This window comes from Streptococcus sp. ELY_86, from assembly GCF_058314495.1.
In genome coordinates this window covers 340933-363676 of record NZ_JBZFUK010000001.1, presented here as the reverse complement: position 1 = coordinate 363676, position 22744 = coordinate 340933, and the positions used below count along the sequence as shown (strand labels likewise).

Genomic DNA, 22744 nt, shown 5'->3' with positions numbered 1-22744 from the left:
AGTTTGGGACAAAAGTCTCAAACTCTTTCAATTTATGAAGTATCACATATTAACGCAGTGGTTTATTGGAAGTCCTTATCCCTTGCTACGCAAGGGATAAGGACTTCCAATAAACTGTGCGGAGGTGGGACAACAAAATCGAAATCGCCATTTCATGACGATTTACCGATTTTTGTCCCACTCTCTTTTTTGATGCAGAATTAGCCCTTTGAATCTTCAAAAATGTAGGGATAAAGCTGTGCCACCTTTTGAAAAGCCGCAGTATCCAGCTGCCCGATTTTCTGAATATCACGAGCTCTGTAGTCAAAGGTATGAAGTTGAAAAGGATTGACCCAACCATTGATTTGCGGATGATTAACATTGATCAAGAGGCCTCGTTTGCGTAATTTTTCTTGTCCATGCGTGATAGGACAGACCGCCACAAAACCAGTCTGTTTAGCATAATTGCAACTAGAAACCACGAGTGCCGGTCGGCGTTTTTGAATTTCTCTGCCAAGAGAAGGATCAAAATCTATCCAGACCAAATCCTGTTTTTGAGGAATGTAATTAGGCTTCATTATCTAGCAGAGTCACTCCTTTAAAATCGTCGGACATGGCTAAATCAGTCTTGCCATCAAAGGGATTAGCAAGCTTTGGTGCCAGAACAATCACACCATCCACCCCTCTGTAAACAGAGAACTCGGTGCCCTCTTTTACCTTTAAATCCTTTGGAATCGTCACCGTCATAGAATTCCCAACCTTTCTCGCTTTTACTGTTACCATGAAAATCACCTCTAAACTCTTTTGTATACATCAAGTATATACAAAAGAGCTTGCAAAGTCAAATGGTTTTCATAGAGATTATTCGAGAAAACTAAACAAAAATAGTCAAGTCTTGATATAAATAGCATTTTATAGTGCTATAATAATAGGTGTAATCAAATTGTTAAAAAGAGGAAAATAATGGCAAAAAAGACAAATGCTAATATTGGATTTGAAAAAGAATTATGGAATGCTGCAGATGCCCTACGAGGACATATTTCTGCATCTGATTATCGAAAAGTCGTTATCGGGCTTATTTTCTTGAAGTACGTTTCAGATGCTTTTGAAGAAAGGTATAATGAGCTAGTGGATGAAGGTTCAGGTTTTGAAAATGATCCAGATGCCTATACTGAGGATAATATTTTTTATGTACCGGAAAAAGCTCGCTGGAAATTTGTTGCCAGCCATGCACATTCGTCAGAAATTGGAACGATTTTAGATGAGGCCATGCGTGAGATAGAAGACGATAATCCAAGTTTGGACAACGTTCTTCCCCAAATCTATGCTAGTCCAGATTTGGATAAACGGGTCTTAGGTGAAGTTGTTGATATTTTTACTAATATCAATATGTTTGAAGGGTCGGAAGAAAAAGATCTATTAGGTCGCGCTTATGAATATTGTATTGAACAATTTGCGGCTCATGAAGGGAAACGTGGTGGTGAATTCTATACACCGACCAGCATTGTTAAAACGATCGTTGAAATTCTCAAACCTTTCCGCGGGCGTGTCTACGATCCTGCCTGTGGTTCAGGAGGTATGTTTGCGCAGTCAGCTAAATTTGTAGAGAGCCACAGTGGTAATATTGCCAATTTGTCTATTTTTGGTCAAGAATCTAATGCGGATACTTGGAAAATGGCTAAGATGAATATGGCCATTCGAGGCATTGATGCCAACTTTGGCGAACATCAAGAAAATACTTTTTATAATGACCTGCATCCAACTCTGAAAGCCAATTATATCATGGCTAATCCGCCCTTTAATATTTCAGGTTGGGGTGCGGATAAGCTCAAAGATGATATTCGCTGGAAATATGGGACTCCGCCAGATGGTAATGCTAACTACGCTTGGATTCAGCACATGATTCATCACATGGATCCAAGTAACGGAAAGATTGGTCTAGTGTTAGCTAATGGCTCTCTGTCTTCCACCACAAAAGGTGAAGGAGACATTCGTCAAAAGATTATTGAAGATGATTTAATTGAGGGTATCATTGCCTTGCCATCTAATCTCTTTTACAGCGTCACTATTCCGGCTTGTCTCTGGTTCATCAGTAAAAATAAAAAGCAAAAAGGGAAAACAGTATTTATCGATGCCCGCAATATGGGTGAAATGGTTGACCGCAAGCACCGTGATTTTAGTGATGACGATATTAAAAAACTAGCTGATACTTTTGAAGCCTTCCAAAATGGGAAATTAGAAGATGTTAAAGGCTTCTGTGCAGTAGTTGACACATCAGAAATTGCTAAGCAAGATTATATCTTAACACCGGGACGCTATGTCGGTATTGAAGAGCAAGAAGATGATGGCGAACCATTTGAAGAAAAAATGGAACGTTTGACCAGTGAACTATCAGAACTCTTTACCAAATCGCATGAACTGGAAAAGGAAATCAAGGAACGATTGGGGGAGATTGGGTTTGAGATATAAGAAGCTACAAGATGTATGTACTTATGTTAATGAGCGGGTTAATATCAGTGAATTAAATCTAAGTAATTATATTTCAACAGATAATATGCTTGCTAATAAAAATGGGGTTGTTAAAGCCACAAAATTACCAACTACGAAGACAGCATTAGCATTTAAAAAGAATGATATTTTAATTTCTAATATTCGACCATACTTTAAGAAAATTTGGAAAGCAGATAAATCAGGTGGTTGTTCAAGTGATGTATTAGTCTTTCGAGCAAATGAGACTATTGATCCGGATTTTCTCTATTATGTCTTAGCTAATGATAGATTCTTTGAATATGACAATGTTAATTCAAAAGGAACGAAAATGCCAAGAGGTGATAAGACAGCGATTATGAGGTATGAGGTGCCTGATTTTCCGCTTTATAAACAACATGGATGTTCCCAAATTTTATCTGCTTTAGATAACAGAATTGAAACCAATAAAAAGATAAATCATCATTTAGAAGAGATGGCGCAAGCTATTTTTAAATCTTGGTTTGTCGATTTTGAACCGTTTGAGGGAGTTAAACCAGCTGATTGGAAGATTGCAAATCTTACGGATATTGCTGAATATCTTAATGGATTAGCCATGCAAAAATATCGGCCACTTGACGGCGAAGAAGCCCTACCAGTTCTAAAGATAAAGGAATTACGTCAAGGTACTTTTGATTCATCAAGTGATTTGTGTTCAACTAAGATAAAATCACAATACATTGTCAAAGATGGTGATGTCATTTTTTCTTGGTCTGGTAGTCTCCTAGTTGACTTTTGGACAGGGGGAATTGGAGGACTTAATCAACATCTATTCAAAGTCAGTTCTTATGACTATGATAAGTGGTTTTATTATAGCTGGACGAAATACCATCTTGAAGAATTTACTGCAATAGCAGCTGATAAAGCAACTACAATGGGACATATAACACGCAGTAGTTTAGAAAAAGCAGAAGTTTTGATTCCAAACACCCAAGACTATAAAACTCTCGGTGCATTATTGGAACCTATTTATGACCAAATAATCTCTAATCGTATTGAAAATCATAAACTCATGAAAACTAGAGATACTCTTCTACCAAAACTCTTATCTGGCGAGTTCCCTGTCAATTAAGCAGCTAAATGATGATTTATCTATACACCTGCCTATGAACTGTAATAAAATAGGGATGAAAGGTAGGTTGCTTATGAAAGATAAATTAATTACACAGATCACATCTAACATGGCGGAAAGCTTGACAGTAAAGCAGTTAGAGGATTTGAAAAAAGTTTTAACAGCTGCATTTACAAGGATAGAAGTGGCAGAAGTCAAATCTGCTACAGAGCAGGAAACCAACAGCCGTTTACTTGAATTATTTATTTCAGCTAAACAAATTGAAGGGTGTAGCGAAAAGTCTCTAACGTATTATAAAATGGTTATCAAAAATATGTTTGTCAGTTTAAAAAAGGCTATAAGAGACCTTACTACTAGTGATTTACGGTCTTATCTCGCGGATTATCAGCAGGAACGCAATTCTAGTAAGGTAACGATTGATAATCTGCGTCGGATTTTCAGCAGTTTTTTCAGTTGGTTAGAAGATGAGGACTATATTCTCAAAAGTCCTGTTCGTCGCATTCATAAGATAAAGACAGATAAAACGATAAAAGAGACATTTTCTGATGAAGGTCTTGAGCTTTTGAGAGATGCCTGTGATGAGATTCGTGATTTGGCCATGATTGATCTACTGGCTTCAACAGGCATGCGTGTAGGTGAGTTAGTAGGGTTAAACAGGGAAGATATTAATTTCTACGAAAGAGAATGTGTTGTTTTTGGTAAGGGAAACAGTGAACGAATTGTTTATTTCGACGCTAGGACGAAAATTCATTTGATAAACTACCTAGATAGCCGAACGGATGATAATCCTGCTCTATTTGTTTCCTTATCTTCTCCTCATGACAGGCTACTAATTGGGGGAGTAGAAACAAGACTGAGACAATTAGGACAAAAAGCGGATTTAAATAAAGTTCATCCACACAAATTCAGACGAACATTAGCGACGAGAGCGATCGATAAAGGCATGCCCATCGAGCAAGTTCAGCACTTGCTAGGTCATGTCAAGATAGATACAACCATGCACTATGCCATGGTCAACCAAGCGAATGTCAAAAATTCGCATCGAAAATATATAGGGTGAGGAGTAATAGCAATTGAACGATTGGAAGCAAGTAAAACTTGGAGAGTTGGCAGATATTACAATGGGTCAATCTCCAAAATCTAAATATTATAATTCAAATGCCAATGGTCTTCCTTTTTTACAGGGGAACCGCACTTTTGGAGATAAATATCCTACTTTTGATACTTGGACAACTGTTACAACCAAAACAGCAGAAATCGGTGATGTAATTATGTCTGTTCGTGCACCAGTCGGTGACATTAATATCACTCCATTAAAGATGTGCTTAGGGCGTGGAGTGTGTGGCCTACGACACAAAGAAGGAGCACAAGAATTTTTATATTATCTCCTAAGGGCAAACAAAGAAAATTTGGTTAATCGAGAAAATGGTACAGTTTTTGGCTCAATAAATAAAAATGATATTTCAAATTTAGAGGTTTTAGTTCCTTCTTTGGAAGAGCAGATTGAAATAGGCTTAACACTAAAAGCATTTGATGACAAAATTGAAAATAACAAAAGGATAAATCATCATTTAGTGGCTTGATTAGCGGAGACTTCACCTGAAAGAAGTTTGGGAAGAAGGGCGTCTCTTAGTTCAGATAACCTTTGAATTTCAGAAAGGTTAAAACAAAATAACTCATAAAGAGGAGAGATTACTTCGTCTAACTCAATTAAATCTTTAAGTGTTACATTCAAGTCATAACCATTCACTGAAAATGGACTTAAGTTAGCTTGTGCAGAGCCGCCAGAAAGCTCAATTAAGTCTGTAATTATATTTTGCTGTTGCAAAATAGACCAAAGGACTGCATAAGAAAGTTCTGTTTTGGTATAAAATAAACCAACACGCTGATTTACATACCCCTTAAAATTTTTTGGAATGACGCCAATTTTTCCAGTAGTCGCCCCTGTTAAAGCCATTACAATTTCTTTTCCAAACACTTCAAAGTTTGAAGCCTTTGCTAATTGAAACTTATTGTTTACATAATTCAGATTGGTAATATCAATAGTTATCCCATCTATGTCTTTTATTTTGATTATTGGCTTACCTTCATCAACCCAGTCCTTACTCTTAAATGCATAGCCTGATTTTAATTCAAATAAATCTCCTAATTTAATGGATGTATTCGAATGGAGAGTCTTAAAATAATTCTTACTGATAGCCGCTAAATGATGATTTATCATACAAATTATAAAAAGAAAGGTAATAGTACCGATTGAAAGTCTTCATAGATTTTTTAAATCAAAATTCAAGTGTCATTCAAATTGTTATAGCATTTCTATCGCTAATTGCTTCAATTATTGTCGCTATCTTAATTTATTGGCTACAAACTAGGCATGAAAAAGAAATAGAAAAACTTAAAGAACAACGTCGGATAGATAACATAAAAACGGAAGCAAAACAGTTTCTTATTGATTATTCTGATGAGAGAAATTACCTACCTCTATGTATGATTGCTAATAATGTTAATTTACATAAAAAGCATCATCGAGAAATTTATACAAGTTTTAATCGCTGCAATACAGAACTTCAAGTGGAAATATTAAAACAGGCAAAATTTCCAGAACTCAAATTTGAAAATTCTAATTGGGTAGATGATTACTTAAAGCAAGTAGAGGAATTTGCTGATAGAAATAATTTAGGAAAAAGTCCACTATACGATAGTTTTAAATATTTTCATCGTGCCATGGAGCGTTATTCTGATAAAAGAGTAGATGAAATTAATAATTATGTATTTGAAATTCCCAATTTATCATCAAAAAAATTATTTAATTCTCAACATTTTGACTTAGATTTTTATATTCATGAGTATCTAGAACAGCAAAAATCCCATGGAAATGAAGATGAGCAGCACTCTCTTGTACCACCCTATGATTTAATGTGGCAGCAGTTAGATTTATATAATTGCCCTGAATATGTAATGTGCTTTTGGACGGTTGAAGCTGTAATGGCAACTCTTTCTTCTATTGACAATATCCACTTAGAAAGGAAATATCAATTAGAAACAGATGCTAAAATTGAAACATTTGAAGACTTTTATTATCAGGCATTACTCAAATTATATATGGTCTATACATCGAACGATAAAGAAACTTTACTAGATTAGAAAGGACGCACTTTATGAATTTCACTGAAAACAACTACGAGAATGCGGTTATGGAGCTTTTTCGTGATGGTTTGGGTTATTCATCTATTTATGGACCGGATGTGGAGCGTGATTATAGAGAGCCCCTCTATTTGGAAGAGCTCTATCCTGCCTTGGAGAGGATTAATGCCGAGTTACCTGATGTTGCTATTAGAGAAGCGATTGATAAACTGCAGCGTTTTGAGACAGGCTCTTTGCTCCAAAAAAATAAGTTTTTTACAGATTATCTGCAAAATGGTATAGAAGTTTCTTATTTTTATCAAGGTAAGAGGCAATCTAGTCTTGTTTATCTGGCTGATTTTGAAAATGTTGATAATAATATCTTTACCGTTATTAATCAGTGGACAGTTGTAGAAAAGAGCAATAAACGTCCGGATGTTATCGTATTTTTGAATGGCTTACCCGTTGTTGTTTTTGAGTTGAAAAGTCCTTCTCGTCAGGAGACAGATGCTTCAGCGGCCTATCGTCAGCTTAAAACTTATCAGAAGGAAATCCCAAGTTTATTTACTTACAATGCCTTTTGTGTCATGACTGATCTCGCAACTTCAAAGGCAGGGACGATTACTGCTGGTGAAGATCGTTTTATGGAGTGGAAGACTACAGATGGCAGTTTTGAAGACAGGGAGTATGCTAATTTTACGACCTTTATTGAGGGAATATTTGATAAGACAAGGTTCTTAGATATCCTAAAGAATTTCATTTGCTTTTCTGAGGATGCAAAGATTTTAGCGGCCTACCATCAGTATTTTGCCGTTAATAAAGCTGCTGTTTCCACTTTGAAGGCAACTAAAAGCGATGGCCGCGGTGGTGTCTTTTGGCACACACAAGGAAGCGGAAAATCCTTATCTATGGTCTTTTACGCCCATTTATTACAGAAGGTTCTGGATTCACCGACTATTGTTGTCTTAACAGATAGGAATGACTTAGACGATCAACTTTATGGTCAATTTTCAAAATGTAAAGACTTCCTCAGGCAAACCCCTGTTCAGGCAGAGAGTCGTCTCCATTTGAAAGAATTACTGGCAGGACGACAGGCTAATGGGATTATCTTTACCACCATGCAGAAGTTCTCAGAATCTGCCGAAGCCCTTTCTGAGAGAAGAAACATTGTTGTTATGGCAGATGAAGCGCATCGCGGTCAGTATGGCTTGGAAGAAAAGGTTGATGCGAAAAGCGGTCGTTTAGTCATTGGTACAGCTAGAGTTATCAGAGACAGCCTGCCCAATGCGACTTATATTGGCTTTACTGGGACACCGATTTCTAGTAAGGATAAGTCAACGACTGAAGTGTTTGGTAATTATATTGATGTCTACGATATGACCCAAGCAGTTGAAGATGGTGCTACGCGTCCTGTCTACTATGAGAGCCGTGTCATGCACCTAAAGCTTGATGAAAATATTTTGCGTCTGATAGATGCTGAGTACGATTTAATGGCAGAAAATGCGGAATCTCATGCAATTGACAAGAGTAAAAAAGAACTGGGACGTCTTGATAGTATTTTAGGAGCTGATCAGACAATCAGTGCGCTGTGTGATGATATTATCCAGCATTATGAGGAAAATCGTGCACAGGAGCTGACTGGTAAGGCGATGATTGTTGCCTATTCTCGGCCTATTGCTATGAAAATTTACCATCAATTACTCGAAAAGCGTCCTCATTGGACAGAGAAAATTGGTGTTATCATGACCTCCAGTAATAATGACCCAGAAGAATGGCACGATATTGTTGGTAACAAACGCCATAAGGAAGAGATGGCTAAAAAATTTAAGGATAATGACAGTCCATTTAAGATTGCCATTGTTGTTGATATGTGGCTGACAGGATTTGATGTGCCAAGTCTGGCAACTATGTATGTTTATAAGCCTATGCAAGGCCATAACTTAATGCAGGCTATTGCGCGGGTTAACCGTGTGTATCAAAATAAAGAAGGCGGTCTAGTTGTTGATTATATTGGCATTGCCGGAGCCTTGAAGCAGGCTATGAACGACTACACAAATCGGGATAAAGGCAATTTTGGAGATACCGATATTGCTAAGACTGCCCTGCCAAAATTTATTGAAAAATTAGAAGTTTGTCGCGATTTGTTTTATGGTTTTGATTATTCAGCGTTTATGAATTCAAAATCGAGTGATTTGGTCAGAGCGCAAGCGATTAGTGGTGGGGTTAATTTCTTATCGGCTGTTGATAAGGAAAAGAAAAAAGATCTGTTTATCAAAGAAGCCATGCTGCTGCGTCAAGCTTTATCACTTTGCCGTTCTTTATTGACACCTGAACAACGCTTTGAAGCAGCTTATTTTGAAGCAGTGAGAACCTTGTTGACACGAATTACAGGCGATACGAAAAAATTATCCTTGAAAGATATTAATGACCATATTAATGAACTGTTAAAAGCTTCGATCAAGAGTGAAGGTGTCATTAACCTATTTTCAGATATTGATACAGGATTTTCTCTATTTGATCCAAAATTTTTAGATGAAATTTCTAAGATGAAAGAGAAAAATTTGGCTGTTGAACTTTTGAAAAAACTATTGGCTGAACAAATTGCCCTGTACCAAAGGACAAATTTGGTAAAGTCAGAGAAATTTTCAGAGATTTTATCGCGTTCTATGCGGGCTTATCTAAATGGCATGCTTTCAAATGAAGAAGTAATTGCTGAATTGATGAAGATGGCCAAAGAAATGGCAACAGCTCATAAAGAGGGGGACTCTCTAGGTTTATCAGATGAGGAATTAGCCTTCTATGATGCCCTGACACAGCCGCAGGCTGTCAAAGATGTCTACGAGAATGACGAATTAATTGCTCTTACTCATGAGTTAACTGATATGTTAAGAAAGAGTAGGACAATTGATTGGCAGAAAAAACAATCGGCGCGTGCTCGGATGCGGATGCTGGTCAAACGTCTCTTGAAAAAATACAAGTATCCACCAGAGGGGGAAGAAGAAGCTCTTGAAACAGTAATCAGTCAATGTGAGTTATGGGTTGATAATGGGGAAGATAGCTATGAGATCTATAGTCAACCTGAAGGATTAATGGTTGCAGAAGAAAATGCAGATTTGTTGTAAAGGTAAAATTCCAAGAAATAAAAAGCACTATTTTTATAAAAATAGTGCTTTTATTGTTGAATCGTAAATCAAAAAATGCTAAAATAATTATAGAAAATTAAACAAAGGAGTTATGATTTATTGTCAGTTCAGGAATATTCAGAACAGGAAATTGAAAATATTTTAGAACAAATCAAATTGTTGGTTTCAACAGATCGATTTATCATCAGCACTGGCGAAAATAGACGAAAAAATGATGAATTTGCCGATGAGTTCAACCTGAGTATTCGTAAACGGAAAAATCTTATTTTAAAGATAAAAGTCCATGATTTTTGTGATTGTGTCCAATCACCTAATATCTATAAAAATCATGATGATTATTTTATTTTTGGACCTCAATTTACTTTAGAAGATTTTTTAGGAGATGAGAGAGAAGTACAGGTTTACGCAAAATTTGTACTTGCGACTAGCCGAATCTCTAGTCTAAAAACAATTGTTGTTTCCTTTCATGAAGCTGAAAGGCCGCTGAGCTATTATTTTCAATGATAATAAAGGAGTTGAACATATTATGGCAGAAAAAAGAGTTTTTTGTGAACATTGTTTAGATGATGTCACTTATCATGTTGAAAAACGCGAATTCACGCGGAAATTAAAGGGAAAAAATTATACTTTTAAAGGACAGGAAGCTATTTGCGATAACTGCAATAATCCTGTTTTTGTGGAAGAAATTGATAATGCTAACAGAACAGCTCTTTATGCTTCTTTTAAAAAAGAAAATGACATTATTTCTGTCCCTGAGATTGAAGCTATTCTTAAAAAATATAATATTGGGGCTAAGCCTTTATCAGAACTTTTAGGTTGGGGCATTAATACCATTCCTCGATATTTAAAAGGAGATATTCCAAAAGCGGACTATTCGGCTAAGCTTCACAGGATTGCGGCTGAGCCAGATTATTTCTTATCTCTTTTGAAAGGTGCATCTGATATTTTAAAACCAGTAGCTTATGTGAAAAGCATGAGAGCTGCTGAGCAAGCAATCAAAGCAGAAGGGCTAAACAAAGAATCTTTAGCATCTGATTATTTGCTGTCTAAAAATAATGAGATAACACCACTGGCTTTGCAAAAATTGCTTTACTATGTTCAGGGCTTTTTTTATGCTTTTACTGGGGAATTCATGTTCGAAAGTGATTGTGAAAGCTGGGTGCACGGACCTGTATACAGAGATATTTATAATAAATATCAAGAATTTGGCAGAAATCCGATTGTTTCAGAAAAGAGTTATGATTTCAGTAGTTATTTCACTTCTCAGGAAATGCAGCTGCTGGACAGTATTATCAAGCATCTCAGTGTTTATAATGGTAAGGTATTGGAGAAATTCACTCATGAGGAAAGTCCTTGGCTGTTGGCTCGAGGAGATTTAAGAGAAGATGAGCCTTCCACTAATATTATTGAAAAGGAAATGATTGCAGATTTCTTTACCAAAGTCAAAGAAAAATATAATATGCTTACAGTAGATGATTTGTCGGCTTATACCAAAGCAAGGTTTGCTAGTCTTAGTTTTTAAACTGTTTATACAAATTCATCTGCTATGACATTGCCGGCAGAGATTCGCTGATAGAAAAGAGGAAAAACTATGTCTGCTAAGCAAAAGGAAAAACGATCCAAACTAAAAAAGTGGCTGGCTGCAAGTATGATTATTGTGAGCAGTTTCTTGTTAGTCAGTTTGATGATTTATGCTGTTACGGATTTTGTGCCTAAAGATGCTTCGCCTATGCAGATGAAAGTGTTGGTCATTGCTATAATGGCTTTTCTGCCTTTTAATATGCTGATTAGCGCTGTCTTTATGCTCAAATATCAAAAGATTTTAAAAAGATTCTACTGACCTGCCTGGCTTCTGTTATGACAGTAATCATTATGTTTCTTGTTACTGTTTTTACTATAAAGTCAGATGTTTCTGATATGCCTCAGTCCTTTGGTGTTCGAACGACGTATTCAGCCAATCAGTCAGTAAATAAGCATAAAAAACGGAAAAAATCATCAGAAAATGGTCGCTGGTACTCAACTGAAAGCGAAGCCTTGAATCATTTTAAAAAAATAAAGGGAAAAACGAATGAAGATTTCTTTTACATTAAAGGATTAAGGGGCACTGTCCATTATTTTTATACTTCCAGCAAACCAAAGACCTTTACAGTATACACGCTGGAGGTGAAAGACGGCACATATTTTAAACCTGCTGCGGAAGAATATTTTATGAAAGATTACTTAGATGATTATTACTTATATGACTGTGATGATGCTGCCTGTGACAGTATTTCCGAAGAGTACATCTTTAAATATACGCCGGGAGCAGGTGTCTCAGCCATGGCAGAGCAGGATTTATACTTTGGCATGTGGCACAATAAAAAAGAAGTCAAAAGCTTAACAATTTTAGGCAAACGCCCGGATGAGATTATTCCTGTCAGGTCTGGAAAGAGGATTGATTATTTTTGGACTATGGAAAATCCAGAAATCACGAAATCGCTTGAAGACTTTAACTTTTCTAAATTTACTTACCGCAAATTGTCTAAGCATTTGCATATCAAGTACACCAAAGCAAAAAAAGCAGACTGAGCCTTAAAATGGCTGCACAAAAAGACTGAATCTGGCTGTTCCTAAATTGGATTTTGATGTCCGATTGAGAAAAACAGTACAAATTCAGTCTTTTTTGCTTTATGCGGAGTTGTTTACTGGTCTTTGAATTGTGACTCTAGTGTGCGGCACTTTCTCTGACGGCAGCAGCGACGGTCTTAGCCACGCCTTCTTGGAAGGCATCCGGAATGATATTGGTCGGGCTGAGTTCGGCATCAGGGATAAGATCAGCGATGCCGTGTGCTGCAGCAATCTGCATGTCAATGGTAATTTTTCTGGCGCGAGCGTCCAAGGCGCCGCGGAAGATGCCCGGAAAGGCTAAAACATTATTGATTTGGTTAGGAAAATCACTGCGCCCTGTTCCGACAATATAAGCACCGCCGTCAATAGCTTCATCAGGGAAAATTTCAGGAACAGGATTAGCCATGGCAAAGATAACGGGCTTGTCTGCCATTTCTTTAATCCATTCCTTTTTAAGGACACCCGGTGCGGAGACGCCGATGAAAATGTCTGCACCTTTAAGAGCGGTCTGCAAGTCACCTGAGAGATGCTCACGGTTGGTAACCTTAGCAATATCGGCATGGTGGGCAGGAAGACTGCTGTCTTCTTCGTTGATGATACCTGTTCGATCAACAACAGTAATATATTTGGCACCGGCAGCCAAGAACTTACGTGTGATGGATAGGCCGGCCGATCCGCCGCCGTTGACAACGATTTTGACCTCATCAAGGGTCTTGCCAATCAGTTTCAGACTGTTAAAGGCGGCTGCCAGGACAATAATGGCTGTTCCGTGCTGGTCATCATGAAAAATAGGAATGTTACACTCTTCAATGAGCCGCTGCTCAATCTCAAAACAGCGCGGTGCACTGATGTCTTCTAAGTTAATACCGCCAAAGGTTGGAGCGATGGCCTTAACCGTTGCGATAATTTCCTCGGTATCCTGAGTATCAAGAACGATAGGTACAGCATCAACATTTGCAAAGCGTTTAAAGAGGGCTGCCTTGCCTTCCATAACCGGCATAGCCGCCTCAGCTCCAATATTTCCCAGCCCAAGAACGGCCGAGCCGTCGCTGACTACCGCAACAGTATTTTTTTTGGTTGTCAGCTCATAAGCCAGCTCCTCGTTTTCTGCAATAGCCGATGAAACGGCAGCAACACCCGGTGTATAAGCGATGCTCAGATCCCTTTTGTTTTCGACGGTAACCTTGGAAACAACTTCTAATTTGCCGCCGTTTTCTCTTGCTTGCTGCAAGGCCAATTCTCTAACATCTTCATTTGCCATAATTGTTTCTCCTGTTTCTATTTTTATTTAATCATTAAAAGATAATCCGTAAGATAGCTGTCATAGTAATAACAGTGATAGCTCCGCCGAGCCGTGTTGCTACCTGTGCAAAGGGCATGAGATTCATGCGGTCTGCTGTACTTAAAATAGCAACATCACCTGTACCGCCCATACCGCTTTGGCAAGCTGAAATAATAGCAGCTTCAATAGGATACATATTCATAAAACGAGCTACGAAAAATCCTACTGAAATAACAGTAAAGACAACACTGATAACGATAATAAAGTAAGGCAGGGTCAGAACCCCGACAACATCCTTCAAAGGAATATAAAGAAGACCAAGTCCCGCCATCAAAGGATAGGTAAAGTTGCCTGAGATAAATTTATAAAGCTGTTTAGCTCCGTGCTGTGTTTCAGTCGGAATGACGTTGAGATACTTGAGAGCGGCAGCAGCAACAATCATCAGTACCGGTCCCGGAAAACCAGTCAAATGCTGCAGCAGATGGCCGACGATAAACAAGGTACAGGCTGTCAATACACCGGCTCCCATTTTTTTGATGTCAAGCGGACCGGAAGTATCTTTAAGGGCATCAGCCATATCGTCTTCTGATTTCATTTTTACCAGCTGCCCCTGTCCGGAAAGATCCGTCCGCCGTTCGCCCCAGCGTGATAGGATAGCTGTGCACATAATGGCAAAGAAATTACCGACAATCGTTGCAGGAATGAGCTGAGCCACCAGCTGCTCGCTTCCCATGCCGGTAATAGCACTGTAGCCCAGCGACAGCGGAAGAATACCCTCGCCGATTCCGCCGGCAAGAACCGGGGTTACGATGAAGAAGAGCGTGTGTTTCCAATCCTGTCCCAGCAAAACGCCGACAAGCGTTCCGACAGCCATAGCGCAAACCATACCCAGCATCATCGGAATAATCATTCGCATCAGTCCCTGTACCAGAATTTTGCGGTTCATTCCCAGAATACTGCCGCAGACCAAACAGGCAATGTAGAAGTATAAAAAGTTAGCCTGTTTCATCAGGATATCAGCAGAATCCAAAACATTTTTATTGACGAGATTGAAAAAAACTAAAATGGACGGCATCAATAAGGAAAGGATTGCCGGTCCGCCAAAGTTTTTTAAAATTGGAATGCTGGCACCAATCGTTCCTAAGAGCCAGCCCAAAGTCAAAATAACAGCAAAGCCGCCCAGCATATTGACCGGGAGCTGCTGCAAGAGGGCTGTTATTAATATAATGAGTGATAAGGCGACGTAGACAGGCAGGGGAACAGAGCCGACATAGCGGTTCATCCATTTATCCCATCCTGTTGGAGACGTCTCAGCTGTTTTCTCTTTTGCCATAAGTTTCTCCTCCTAAATGATTGGAATTACCCCCATTATAGAAAAACTGCTTTTTAAACTTAAGATTTTTTAAGTAATTTAAGTAAATCAACTTTTTTAAGAACGGCTGTCGTTTTAAGGATATGGTATAATAATGGACAATAAAATGGTTTTTTTAAAGCAGCAAAAGAGCCTTGTCAGCTGATTTAAAAGGGGAAAGATGGTCTGGAGCAATCATTTTTCGGTTCTGCTTTCTTTAAGACAGATAATAAGAGGGAATAAAAAACTGCAAAACTGTGGCAGGCATACTTTGACCTGCACCTGACATTAGGTTATCCGAGAATAGGAGATTTGAGCATGAGGAAGGGATTGCATCTCAGAAATTTATTGACCATGGTCTTTATCTTAATACTGCTGCTGATGGCTTCCTTATTCTATGGACTGACCCTCTATCAGCACTCCCAGCTTATTCGCAAGCAGCAAGAAGAGCATTTGCTGTCTGTTGGCCGCCAGCTGGCTCTTGATCCTCAAATTAAAAGGGCTCTTTTAACCAAGGACAAAGACAAGACAGTAGAAGCCTATACGAAAAAAATTTCGGACATTCATCATTTAGATTTTGTGGTGGTTATGGATATGGACGGAATCCGCCTAACTCACCCTGACAAAAGCAAGATCGGCAAGCACTTTGAAGGAGGCGATGAACGGCCGGCTCTCAAAGGAAAAACAGCCATTTCAGTCAGTCAGGGGAGTCTGGGCAAGTCTTTAAGAGGCTTTGTTCCTGTATATGCTGATCAATCCAAGAAAAAGCAAATCGGTGTTGTAGCCTTGGGAATTAAAGTTCATTCGCTGAGTACGCTTATCAGAAACTCGCGGCAGGGGTACTCTTTAGCTCTGTTTTTAAGTGTTATGGTAGGATTTGCTGCTGCGACAGGCTTGGCTGTTTATCTTAAAAGGCAGCTCCTTAATTTGGAGCCTAGAGAGCTCTCCCGTCTTTTTGAAGAGCGCAATGCCATGCTGGATCAGACCAAGGATGCTGTCATCGTTATTGACCTTGGACATAAGATTAACTTGGCTAATATTGCTGCTGAAGAACTTTACCATAAGAGCAGCGGTCGAAAGGACAGTTTGGTGCAAAAACCTATTGAACAGCTGATAACAGATTTTTCAGAGGAGATGTTAAAAGATAAAAAAGAGCAGGTCTACCGGCAAAAAGGACAGGATTACATTTTTTCTTCCGCTCCTATTGAAGTTAATAACAAGCGGATTGGCTGGATTATTTTTTTGCGAAATGCGACCGAGTCTTTTTTGATCATGGACCAGCTGGCCAATACGACCGCCTACGCTTCATCGCTTCAGGCTCAGACGCATGAGTTTGTCAACCGTCTTCACGTGATTTACGGTTTAGCCGATCTCAATGCTTATGAGGAGCTGAAAATTTATTTGGAAGATATTCTGGCGCCGGACAAGGAGTTTGCTCATCAATTGTCCTTTTTGGTGCAAAATCCTCAGATTGCAGGGTTTCTCAATGGTGAACGTCAAAAATTTACTGAACGAAAGATACCATTTCTGGTTGAAATCTCACCCAAAATACCGGCTAACCAAAACGAGGAAGAAACCAAAGCTCTTATCAATGTTTACCGCTATATTCACCATGCTCTCTTACAATTGGTGCTGGAGGGAAACCTTTCCTTGGTGATTCACTATGAAGACAATGAGCTGACAACCAGGTATTTTCTCACGCTGCCGCAGGATCAAAAAGAGCAGCTGCAAAGTCATTTTGACAACCATTTCTTTAAACAGATACTCAAGGAAAATCAGGCAGCATTTGACATGAAAGCAGAAGAGAACTTCATCCGGCTTGTTCTGGTATCACCTTACAAGGAGGCAAAGACATGAACGTACTCATCATAGAAGACGATCCCATGGTAGAATTTATCCATCGCAACTACTTGGAAAAGGGAGGACAGTTTGAGAATATTTACTCTGCCAATTCTTTAAAAGATGCCGAGGAACTTCTGGAAAAATGTGAGGTCGCTTTGATATTGCTGGACGTTCACCTGAGAGACGGGAACGGTCTGGATTTGCTCAGTGAGCTGCGAAAACGCCGCTGCAGCAGTGATGTCATCCTCATCACAGCCTCCAATGAAGCCCAAACGGTTAAGGAAGGGCTTCACTTAGGCGTTGTCGACTATTTGATCAAACCCTTTACAAATCAGCGTTTTCAGCAAAGCATTAACCTCTTTATCAGACAAATGATCAATCTGAATAAAGACACTGTAGAGCAGGCTCAGATTGATCAGCTTGTGAGCAGTAAAGCAGATGCTCCTCAGCATAGAGTAGATCTTGATAAGGGACTGTCTTTGGAGACTTTGGATAAAGTAAAAGCAGCCATCTTAAAACTGTCTGCTCCCTTTACCGTTCAAGAACTGGCTGACTGCTGTCAGATTTCGCATGTGACCATCCGCAAATACATCTCCTACCTAGAGGAACATGAGTACCTTAAGAGTCAAGTTATTTATACAAAAGTCGGACGTCCTTATAAAGTCTTTGAAAGAAAAAAGTAAAAAGCTATTCTGCAAGGTTAAATAAAAAATTATAAACAGCAAACAATCTTAAGTTTCGTTTAAGCCTTCCTTGTTATATTATAACCATCCTAAAACTTTCTTTTTCATAAATCTCCTAAAAAGTGAGGAAAATCATGATTTTCCTCACTTTCTTTATACCTTAAATGCTAATTGTTTTTGCTGGTTTCCAGCACAATCCGTTTTAAATCCTGCGTGTTTTTGGCGATATAATCAGCTTTTGCAGCCTGTAATTCCTCCAAGCTGCCATATCCGTAAAGCACGCCAGCTGAAGCAATGTGATTTTTCTTGGCACCTGCAATATCATATTTCCGATCGCCAACCATAAGGGCTGCACGAAGGTTTGTGCTGCTGACGTTTGCCAGAGCATAGGCAATGATATCTGATTTGCTGCTGCGGGAACTGTCCATACTGGCACCGGCAATGTAGTCAAAAAAATGACTGAGTTCAAAGTGTTCTAAAATTTGCCGCGCAAACATTTCGGGCTTTGATGTAGCGACCAAGAGCTGTTTTTGCTGCTCTTTTAAGGCTGTCAGAAGTTCAGGAACACCTGAATAAATCTGGTTTTCAAAGATTCCTTTTTGTCTGAAATACTCCCGGTAAAATTGAATGCCTGCCTGACTTTCAGCAAAAGACAGCCCCAGAGTTTGTTCAAAGCTGACTTTTAAAGGAGGCCCGATAAAGGTTTTCAGCAGGTCATCATTTGGTATCGGATGTTTTAGCTGAGTCAGAGCATAGCGGATAGAATTAAGGATTCCCTGTCCTGAGTCGGTCAAGGTACCGTCTAAGTCAAATAAAATTGTCTGATACATGCTTTCTCCTTAATCTTTTGAAAACCATTTTTTCCAAAAAGACTTTGGCCGGGGCTGTTCAGCCTGCTCTTTAAATAGCTTGGGATAGAGGACTCTGATATCAGTATTCTCAAGGTTTTCAGCCTTGTTTGTATGCGCCAGCAGGCCAAAAGGAGACTGAGAATTGTCCTCATCAACGATGGTTGCAGACAGATCGGCCTTCTGTGCTTTTTTCATGTAAACCATTTGGCTGTTCAGCGACAGCTTGGGTGAAATTTTCAGGGAACATTCACCGTAGTTTGCTTTGAGGTCGGCAAAAACACTATCTATGGCCTCAAAAACAGCCTGTTTTTCAGCATCTGCTAAAAAAATACTCAGCACCAAACGCTCAGCAAAAGTGCCCAAATACTGGCGCTGTTCATCAGGATTTAACCGGCGTTCACCCTGGGCACTTTCCAGAACTTTCTTTTCTAAATCAGTCATTGTTCACCTCATTTTATCATTTATCAAAATTATACACTATTTTACAGAGAAAAGCTGTGCGGATAAGGCAGAATTTGCTTTTTAAGGAAATTTAGTGATATAATCAACCCAAGAAAAGTTGAGGGAGGGCAGGAAAAGATGGAAGAAAAAACAGATATCTGGAAGGTTCTCGGCATAGTCTTCATTGTTTTAACCAGTGTTTTTGTCATTTCGACGGTGACTATGACAACCGTTTACGTTTTATCCCATCAGGATGTTCATCAGTTAATTGAAAGCTCAGAAGATAAGGAAGATAAGATTTCTGACTATCGAAAAACAGCGAGAAAGTATAAGGAAAAAGAAGCTAAAGATATTAGAAATACTTATTATCGCTACAGCTGGAACCGCAGTTTAGATGGAAGCTACGATGATTAGAAGCGGACAGTAAGGAGACGAAAATGGAAAAAAGAACAAATGTCTGGAAAATTATCAGTATTGTCTTTATGAGCTTAGCAGGTTTTTTCTTTCTTATTACCATGGTTATGAGTGCTTTTTACATAGCATCCAGGCAGGATTTTAACCAATGGATGGCGACAAACGCTATGCAGGACAGGACCATTGCCAACAAGAAAAAAGAAATTAAACGGCTAAAGCTCTATGATAGGATAAGAAATGGCAGCGTCGGCTATGATGATGATTGGTACAGTGATCCAAATAATAAAATTAAACAGTATATTTTTGGCGAAAGCGCTGAGCTGGCTAGCGGTGAAGAAGTCACTGTAACAGGTGTTAAAACAGTATCAAATACTAAGATGAAGGAGACTTCTGATGGCGATCAAAAAATTGCTCTGACTGTCAGCGTGAAAAATACAACGAGGAACATGATTCAGTTCAGTCCCCAAGATTTCTATATCTATGACAGAACATTTGATATTGCGGACTTAAGCGACTATGCCGCCAATGAAAAAATTCCAGAGACCATTGAACCGGGACAGACCATTGATATCAAAATTTATTTTACCATCTCTAAAACATCGCCTTATATCGTCAATTTTGGAAATGCTTACTGGGTGCCTCAGTCTGCCTATCAAAAAAAATCGCGCTCAGCCTGACCGTCTGTATCAAAGCACAATCAGATCGGAAACAGCCTATGCTGTTCTCGGTCTTTTTTAGTTGGAAGGCTGTTTTTCAGAGAAGTAAGACAAACAAATCTTTTTTTAGTTTGCCTAAGTTCTAACTTTGTGGTATTATTAACATGTAAAAATTAAAACTCATAAGGAGAGTAACATAATGTCAATTATTACTGATGTTTACGCTCGCGAAGTCCTTGACTCACGCGGTAACCCAACACTTGAAGTAGAAGTCTACACTGAATCAGGTGCTTTCGGACGCGGTATGGTTCCTTCAGGAGCTTCTACCGGTGAACACGAAGCAGTTGAACTTCGCGATGGAGATAAATCACGCTATGGTGGTCTTGGGACTCAAAAAGCTGTTGATAACGTAAATAATGTTATTGCAGAAGCACTTATCGGCTACGATGTTCGTGACCAACAAGCTATTGACCGTGCTATGATTGCTCTTGACGGTACTCCAAACAAAGGTAAACTTGGTGCTAATGCCATTCTTGGTGTTTCTATCGCCGTAGCCCGTGCTGCTGCAGACTTCCTTGAAATTCCGCTTTACAGCTACCTTGGCGGTTTCAACACTAAAGTTCTCCCAACTCCAATGATGAACATCATCAATGGCGGTTCTCACTCAGATGCTCCTATTGCTTTCCAAGAATTTATGATTGTACCTGCCGGTGCACCTACATTTAAAGAAGCTCTTCGCTGGGGTGCTGAAATCTTCCATGCTCTTAAGAAAATTCTTAAAGAACGCGGACTGGAAACAGCTGTTGGTGACGAAGGCGGATTCGCTCCTAAATTTGACGGAACTGAAGATGCTGTAGAAACAATTATCAAGGCTATTGAAACAGCAGGTTACAAACCAGGTGAAGAAGTATTCATCGGATTTGACTGTGCGTCATCAGAATTCTATGCAGACGGCGTTTATGACTACACTAAATTCGAAGGTGAAACAGGTGCAAAACGTACAGCTGCAGAACAAATCGATTACCTTGAAGAATTGGTAAACAAATACCCAATCATCACTATCGAAGATGGTATGGATGAAAATGACTGGGAAGGCTGGAGAGCTCTTACAGAACGCCTTGGCGGACGTGTTCAATTGGTCGGTGACGACTTCTTCGTTACAAACACTGACTACCTTGCTCGCGGTATCAAAGAAGGTGCAGCTAACTCAATCCTTATCAAAGTTAACCAAATCGGTACATTGACTGAAACATTTGAAGCTATCGAAATGGCTAAAGAAGCTGGCTACACTGCTGTTGTATCACACCGTTCAGGTGAAACTGAAGATTCAACAATTGCTGACATTTCAGTTGCAACTAACGCCGGCCAAATCAAGACAGGTTCACTGTCACGTACTGACCGTATTGCTAAATATAACCAATTGCTTCGTATCGAAGATCAACTTGGTGAAGTGGCTGAATACCGCGGTTTGAAATCATTCTACAATTTGAAAAAATAATCGGTGATTGAATAACCTTTTAAAGACCTCAGTTTATATGCTGAGGTTTTTTGGTTTTCGATGGGCTAAATAAGGGGTAAGTATTTATCGTTTGTTAATTTTGTCGAGCTTGTCTGCGGCAATGTTTTTCTGTATTTTTGAATTGTCGCTTGTATTAGTAAACGCTGGGCTTCAGCGAAATTTTGCATAGTCGATATTAAATGTCAGACTATGGTATAATACTGTATAGAATATTAACGGTAAGGAAGAGTTAATTTGGTTAGATGGGTAAATGTAGCTAAAGGGTTTGCTATATTTTTAGTCGTATATGGACATGTTATAGAGGGGCTTGCTGAAGGCGGCTATTCTTTCAGAAGTTATGATATTCAGCATGCAATAATTTACGGATTCCATATGCCTTTATTCTTTTTCTTATCAGGTTTGTTTTTGAATAAGATGCTTGCTAGAGAGTTTGCAAAAGTACTGAAGAGTAAAGCACAAAATTTACTTTATCCATACTTTTTATGGGGAATTATTCAAGGCTCAATCATGGCTATCTTTTCTAGATTTACCAATAGCGGTCAAGGGTGGGATAAGATTATATCGCTGCCAATTGATCCTTTAGGACAATTTTGGTATTTATATGACTTGTTCTTTATGACAATATTGTTTTATGTTCTTAGTAAGTTATTAAAAAACAGTAAACTGGTCTTATTAGTATCTTTAGCTTTGTTTGCTGCCACACCTTGGATGAGTGGTTGGGAACTGTCAAGAATTTTCCATCATTTTATTTTCTTGGTTTTGGGTTCAATGTTTTTTGACTATGAAAAACAGTTAAAAAAGTACCAATTGTGGATTATAATATTCTTAGCGATTATTTCAATGGCAGCTTATTATTTCGATATTGACTTACTAGAATTTTTCATTTATGGCTTACTGGGAACTGCTGTAACTGTCATGCTTTCAAAATCATTCAAACAAAACAAGGTGATTGAATATCTTGGCATTAAATCGTTACCTATTTACTTATGGCATATTTTAGCAATAGCTGGCAGCAGAATAATAATAACGAGGTTTATGGGCTTTGAGAATATACTTGTATTGATTATCACACTTATCATTGTTGGTGTACTATTCCCGTTAATTGTGGATTACATCGCTAGTAAGTTGAAGCTAAACAGAATTATATATGGAAGATAGAAGAGTGATCTCTTTTATCTTTATTGTTATTTTTATAATTGTAAAAAATGAGACTTAAAATATTGCAGAGAAAACAGCTGGTTTTGAGCGGCAATTG

General features: G+C 38.7%; 23 protein-coding genes. 16 read left to right on the top strand and 7 right to left on the bottom strand.

Going from position 1 to position 22744, the window contains the following annotated elements:
• Positions 1 to 200: 200 nt before the first annotated feature.
• Both AC4HAN_RS01715 and mazE read right to left on the bottom strand, forming a co-directional pair.
• Positions 201 to 557: a type II toxin-antitoxin system PemK/MazF family toxin gene (locus tag AC4HAN_RS01715; RefSeq protein WP_491090801.1), complete on the bottom strand. Its 357-nt coding sequence runs from the start codon at positions 555 to 557 to the stop codon at positions 201 to 203.
• Complete coding sequence (mazE, locus tag AC4HAN_RS01710; protein WP_027976350.1) at positions 547 to 762, bottom strand: type II toxin-antitoxin system PemI/MazE family antitoxin; 216 nt, start codon at positions 760 to 762, stop codon at positions 547 to 549. The genes AC4HAN_RS01715 and mazE overlap by 11 nt, the downstream gene beginning before the upstream one ends.
• 180 nt (positions 763 to 942) lie before the next feature.
• On the opposite strand from mazE, the gene AC4HAN_RS01705 reads away from it, so the two are divergent.
• The 4 genes from AC4HAN_RS01705 (at position 943) to AC4HAN_RS01690 (ending at position 5160) form a co-directional block, all read left to right on the top strand.
• Entirely contained in the window at positions 943 to 2448 is a 1506-nt protein-coding gene (locus tag AC4HAN_RS01705) for a type I restriction-modification system subunit M (protein ID WP_491090799.1), read from the top strand.
• Positions 2438 to 3577: a restriction endonuclease subunit S gene (locus tag AC4HAN_RS01700; protein ID WP_491090797.1), complete on the top strand. Its 1140-nt coding sequence runs from the start codon at positions 2438 to 2440 to the stop codon at positions 3575 to 3577. The genes AC4HAN_RS01705 and AC4HAN_RS01700 overlap by 11 nt, the downstream gene beginning before the upstream one ends.
• A gap of 73 nt (positions 3578 to 3650) precedes the next feature.
• Complete coding sequence (xerA, locus tag AC4HAN_RS01695) at positions 3651 to 4637, top strand: site-specific tyrosine recombinase/integron integrase (RefSeq protein ID WP_491090796.1); 987 nt, start codon at positions 3651 to 3653, stop codon at positions 4635 to 4637.
• A gap of 13 nt (positions 4638 to 4650) precedes the next feature.
• Positions 4651 to 5160, top strand: a complete 510-nt coding sequence (locus AC4HAN_RS01690; protein ID WP_491090795.1) for a restriction endonuclease subunit S — start codon at positions 4651 to 4653, stop codon at positions 5158 to 5160.
• Here AC4HAN_RS01690 and AC4HAN_RS01685 read toward each other — a convergent pair.
• Positions 5145 to 5798 (bottom strand): restriction endonuclease subunit S, encoded by a 654-nt coding sequence (locus AC4HAN_RS01685; RefSeq protein ID WP_491090794.1) that lies wholly within the window; start codon positions 5796 to 5798, stop codon positions 5145 to 5147. The genes AC4HAN_RS01690 and AC4HAN_RS01685 overlap by 16 nt on opposite strands.
• A gap of 32 nt (positions 5799 to 5830) precedes the next feature.
• On the opposite strand from AC4HAN_RS01685, the gene AC4HAN_RS01680 reads away from it, so the two are divergent.
• From AC4HAN_RS01680 to AC4HAN_RS01655, 6 genes are all read left to right on the top strand, one after another.
• A complete protein-coding gene (locus tag AC4HAN_RS01680; RefSeq protein WP_491090793.1) occupies positions 5831 to 6721 on the top strand; it encodes a hypothetical protein in 891 nt (296 codons plus the stop codon).
• Between the two features lie 14 nt (positions 6722 to 6735).
• Positions 6736 to 9822, top strand: a complete 3087-nt coding sequence (locus tag AC4HAN_RS01675) for a type I restriction endonuclease subunit R (protein ID WP_491090791.1) — start codon at positions 6736 to 6738, stop codon at positions 9820 to 9822.
• A 120-nt stretch (positions 9823 to 9942) separates the two neighbouring features.
• Complete coding sequence (locus AC4HAN_RS01670; RefSeq protein ID WP_491090790.1) at positions 9943 to 10347, top strand: hypothetical protein; 405 nt, start codon at positions 9943 to 9945, stop codon at positions 10345 to 10347.
• Positions 10348 to 10519: 172 nt separating this feature from the next.
• The gene (locus tag AC4HAN_RS01665) at positions 10520 to 11365 is read left to right on the top strand and encodes a type II toxin-antitoxin system antitoxin SocA domain-containing protein (RefSeq protein WP_491090789.1); all 846 of its coding nucleotides are present in this window, start codon (positions 10520 to 10522) and stop codon (positions 11363 to 11365) included.
• Positions 11366 to 11434: 69 nt separating this feature from the next.
• Positions 11435 to 11683 (top strand): hypothetical protein, encoded by a 249-nt coding sequence (locus AC4HAN_RS01660; RefSeq protein WP_491090787.1) that lies wholly within the window; start codon positions 11435 to 11437, stop codon positions 11681 to 11683.
• A gap of 17 nt (positions 11684 to 11700) precedes the next feature.
• Positions 11701 to 12411 carry a hypothetical protein gene (locus tag AC4HAN_RS01655; RefSeq protein ID WP_491090786.1) on the top strand — a complete coding sequence of 237 codons (711 nt, stop codon included), beginning with the start codon at positions 11701 to 11703 and terminating at the stop codon, positions 12409 to 12411.
• 136 nt (positions 12412 to 12547) lie between these two features.
• Here the strand turns inward: AC4HAN_RS01655 and AC4HAN_RS01650 are convergent, their stop codons facing one another.
• Positions 12548 to 13711 (bottom strand): NAD(P)-dependent malic enzyme, encoded by a 1164-nt coding sequence (locus AC4HAN_RS01650; protein WP_491090784.1) that lies wholly within the window; start codon positions 13709 to 13711, stop codon positions 12548 to 12550.
• A gap of 34 nt (positions 13712 to 13745) precedes the next feature.
• Positions 13746 to 15065, bottom strand: coding sequence for a 2-hydroxycarboxylate transporter family protein (locus tag AC4HAN_RS01645; protein ID WP_491090783.1), 1320 nt, complete (start codon positions 15063 to 15065; stop codon positions 13746 to 13748).
• Positions 15066 to 15401: 336 nt separating this feature from the next.
• Here AC4HAN_RS01645 and AC4HAN_RS01640 point away from each other — a divergent pair, with 336 nt between their 5' ends.
• On the top strand, positions 15402 to 16940 hold the full coding sequence (locus AC4HAN_RS01640) for a Spo0B domain-containing protein (protein ID WP_491090781.1): 1539 nt from the start codon (positions 15402 to 15404) through the stop codon (positions 16938 to 16940).
• Positions 16937 to 17608, top strand: coding sequence for a response regulator (locus AC4HAN_RS01635; protein WP_491090780.1), 672 nt, complete (start codon positions 16937 to 16939; stop codon positions 17606 to 17608). Before AC4HAN_RS01640 ends, AC4HAN_RS01635 begins: the two co-directional genes overlap by 4 nt.
• Positions 17609 to 17775: 167 nt before the next feature.
• On the opposite strand, the gene AC4HAN_RS01630 is transcribed toward AC4HAN_RS01635, so the two are convergent.
• Positions 17776 to 18438 (bottom strand): HAD hydrolase-like protein, encoded by a 663-nt coding sequence (locus AC4HAN_RS01630; RefSeq protein ID WP_491090779.1) that lies wholly within the window; start codon positions 18436 to 18438, stop codon positions 17776 to 17778.
• 9 nt (positions 18439 to 18447) lie between these two features.
• Complete coding sequence (locus AC4HAN_RS01625; protein ID WP_491090778.1) at positions 18448 to 18900, bottom strand: YueI family protein; 453 nt, start codon at positions 18898 to 18900, stop codon at positions 18448 to 18450.
• Between the two features lie 138 nt (positions 18901 to 19038).
• Here AC4HAN_RS01625 and AC4HAN_RS01620 point away from each other — a divergent pair, with 138 nt between their 5' ends.
• The 4 genes from AC4HAN_RS01620 (at position 19039) to AC4HAN_RS01605 (ending at position 22647) form a co-directional block, all read left to right on the top strand.
• On the top strand, positions 19039 to 19314 hold the full coding sequence (locus AC4HAN_RS01620) for a hypothetical protein (protein WP_491090776.1): 276 nt from the start codon (positions 19039 to 19041) through the stop codon (positions 19312 to 19314).
• Between the two features lie 23 nt (positions 19315 to 19337).
• Positions 19338 to 19991, top strand: a complete 654-nt coding sequence (locus AC4HAN_RS01615) for a DUF4352 domain-containing protein (protein ID WP_491090775.1) — start codon at positions 19338 to 19340, stop codon at positions 19989 to 19991.
• 178 nt (positions 19992 to 20169) lie between these two features.
• Positions 20170 to 21468 (top strand): surface-displayed alpha-enolase, encoded by a 1299-nt coding sequence (gene eno, locus AC4HAN_RS01610; protein WP_491090773.1) that lies wholly within the window; start codon positions 20170 to 20172, stop codon positions 21466 to 21468.
• Positions 21469 to 21723: 255 nt separating this feature from the next.
• Positions 21724 to 22647, top strand: a complete 924-nt coding sequence (locus AC4HAN_RS01605) for an acyltransferase family protein (RefSeq protein ID WP_491090772.1) — start codon at positions 21724 to 21726, stop codon at positions 22645 to 22647.
• The last annotated feature ends 97 nt before the right edge of the window (positions 22648 to 22744 follow it).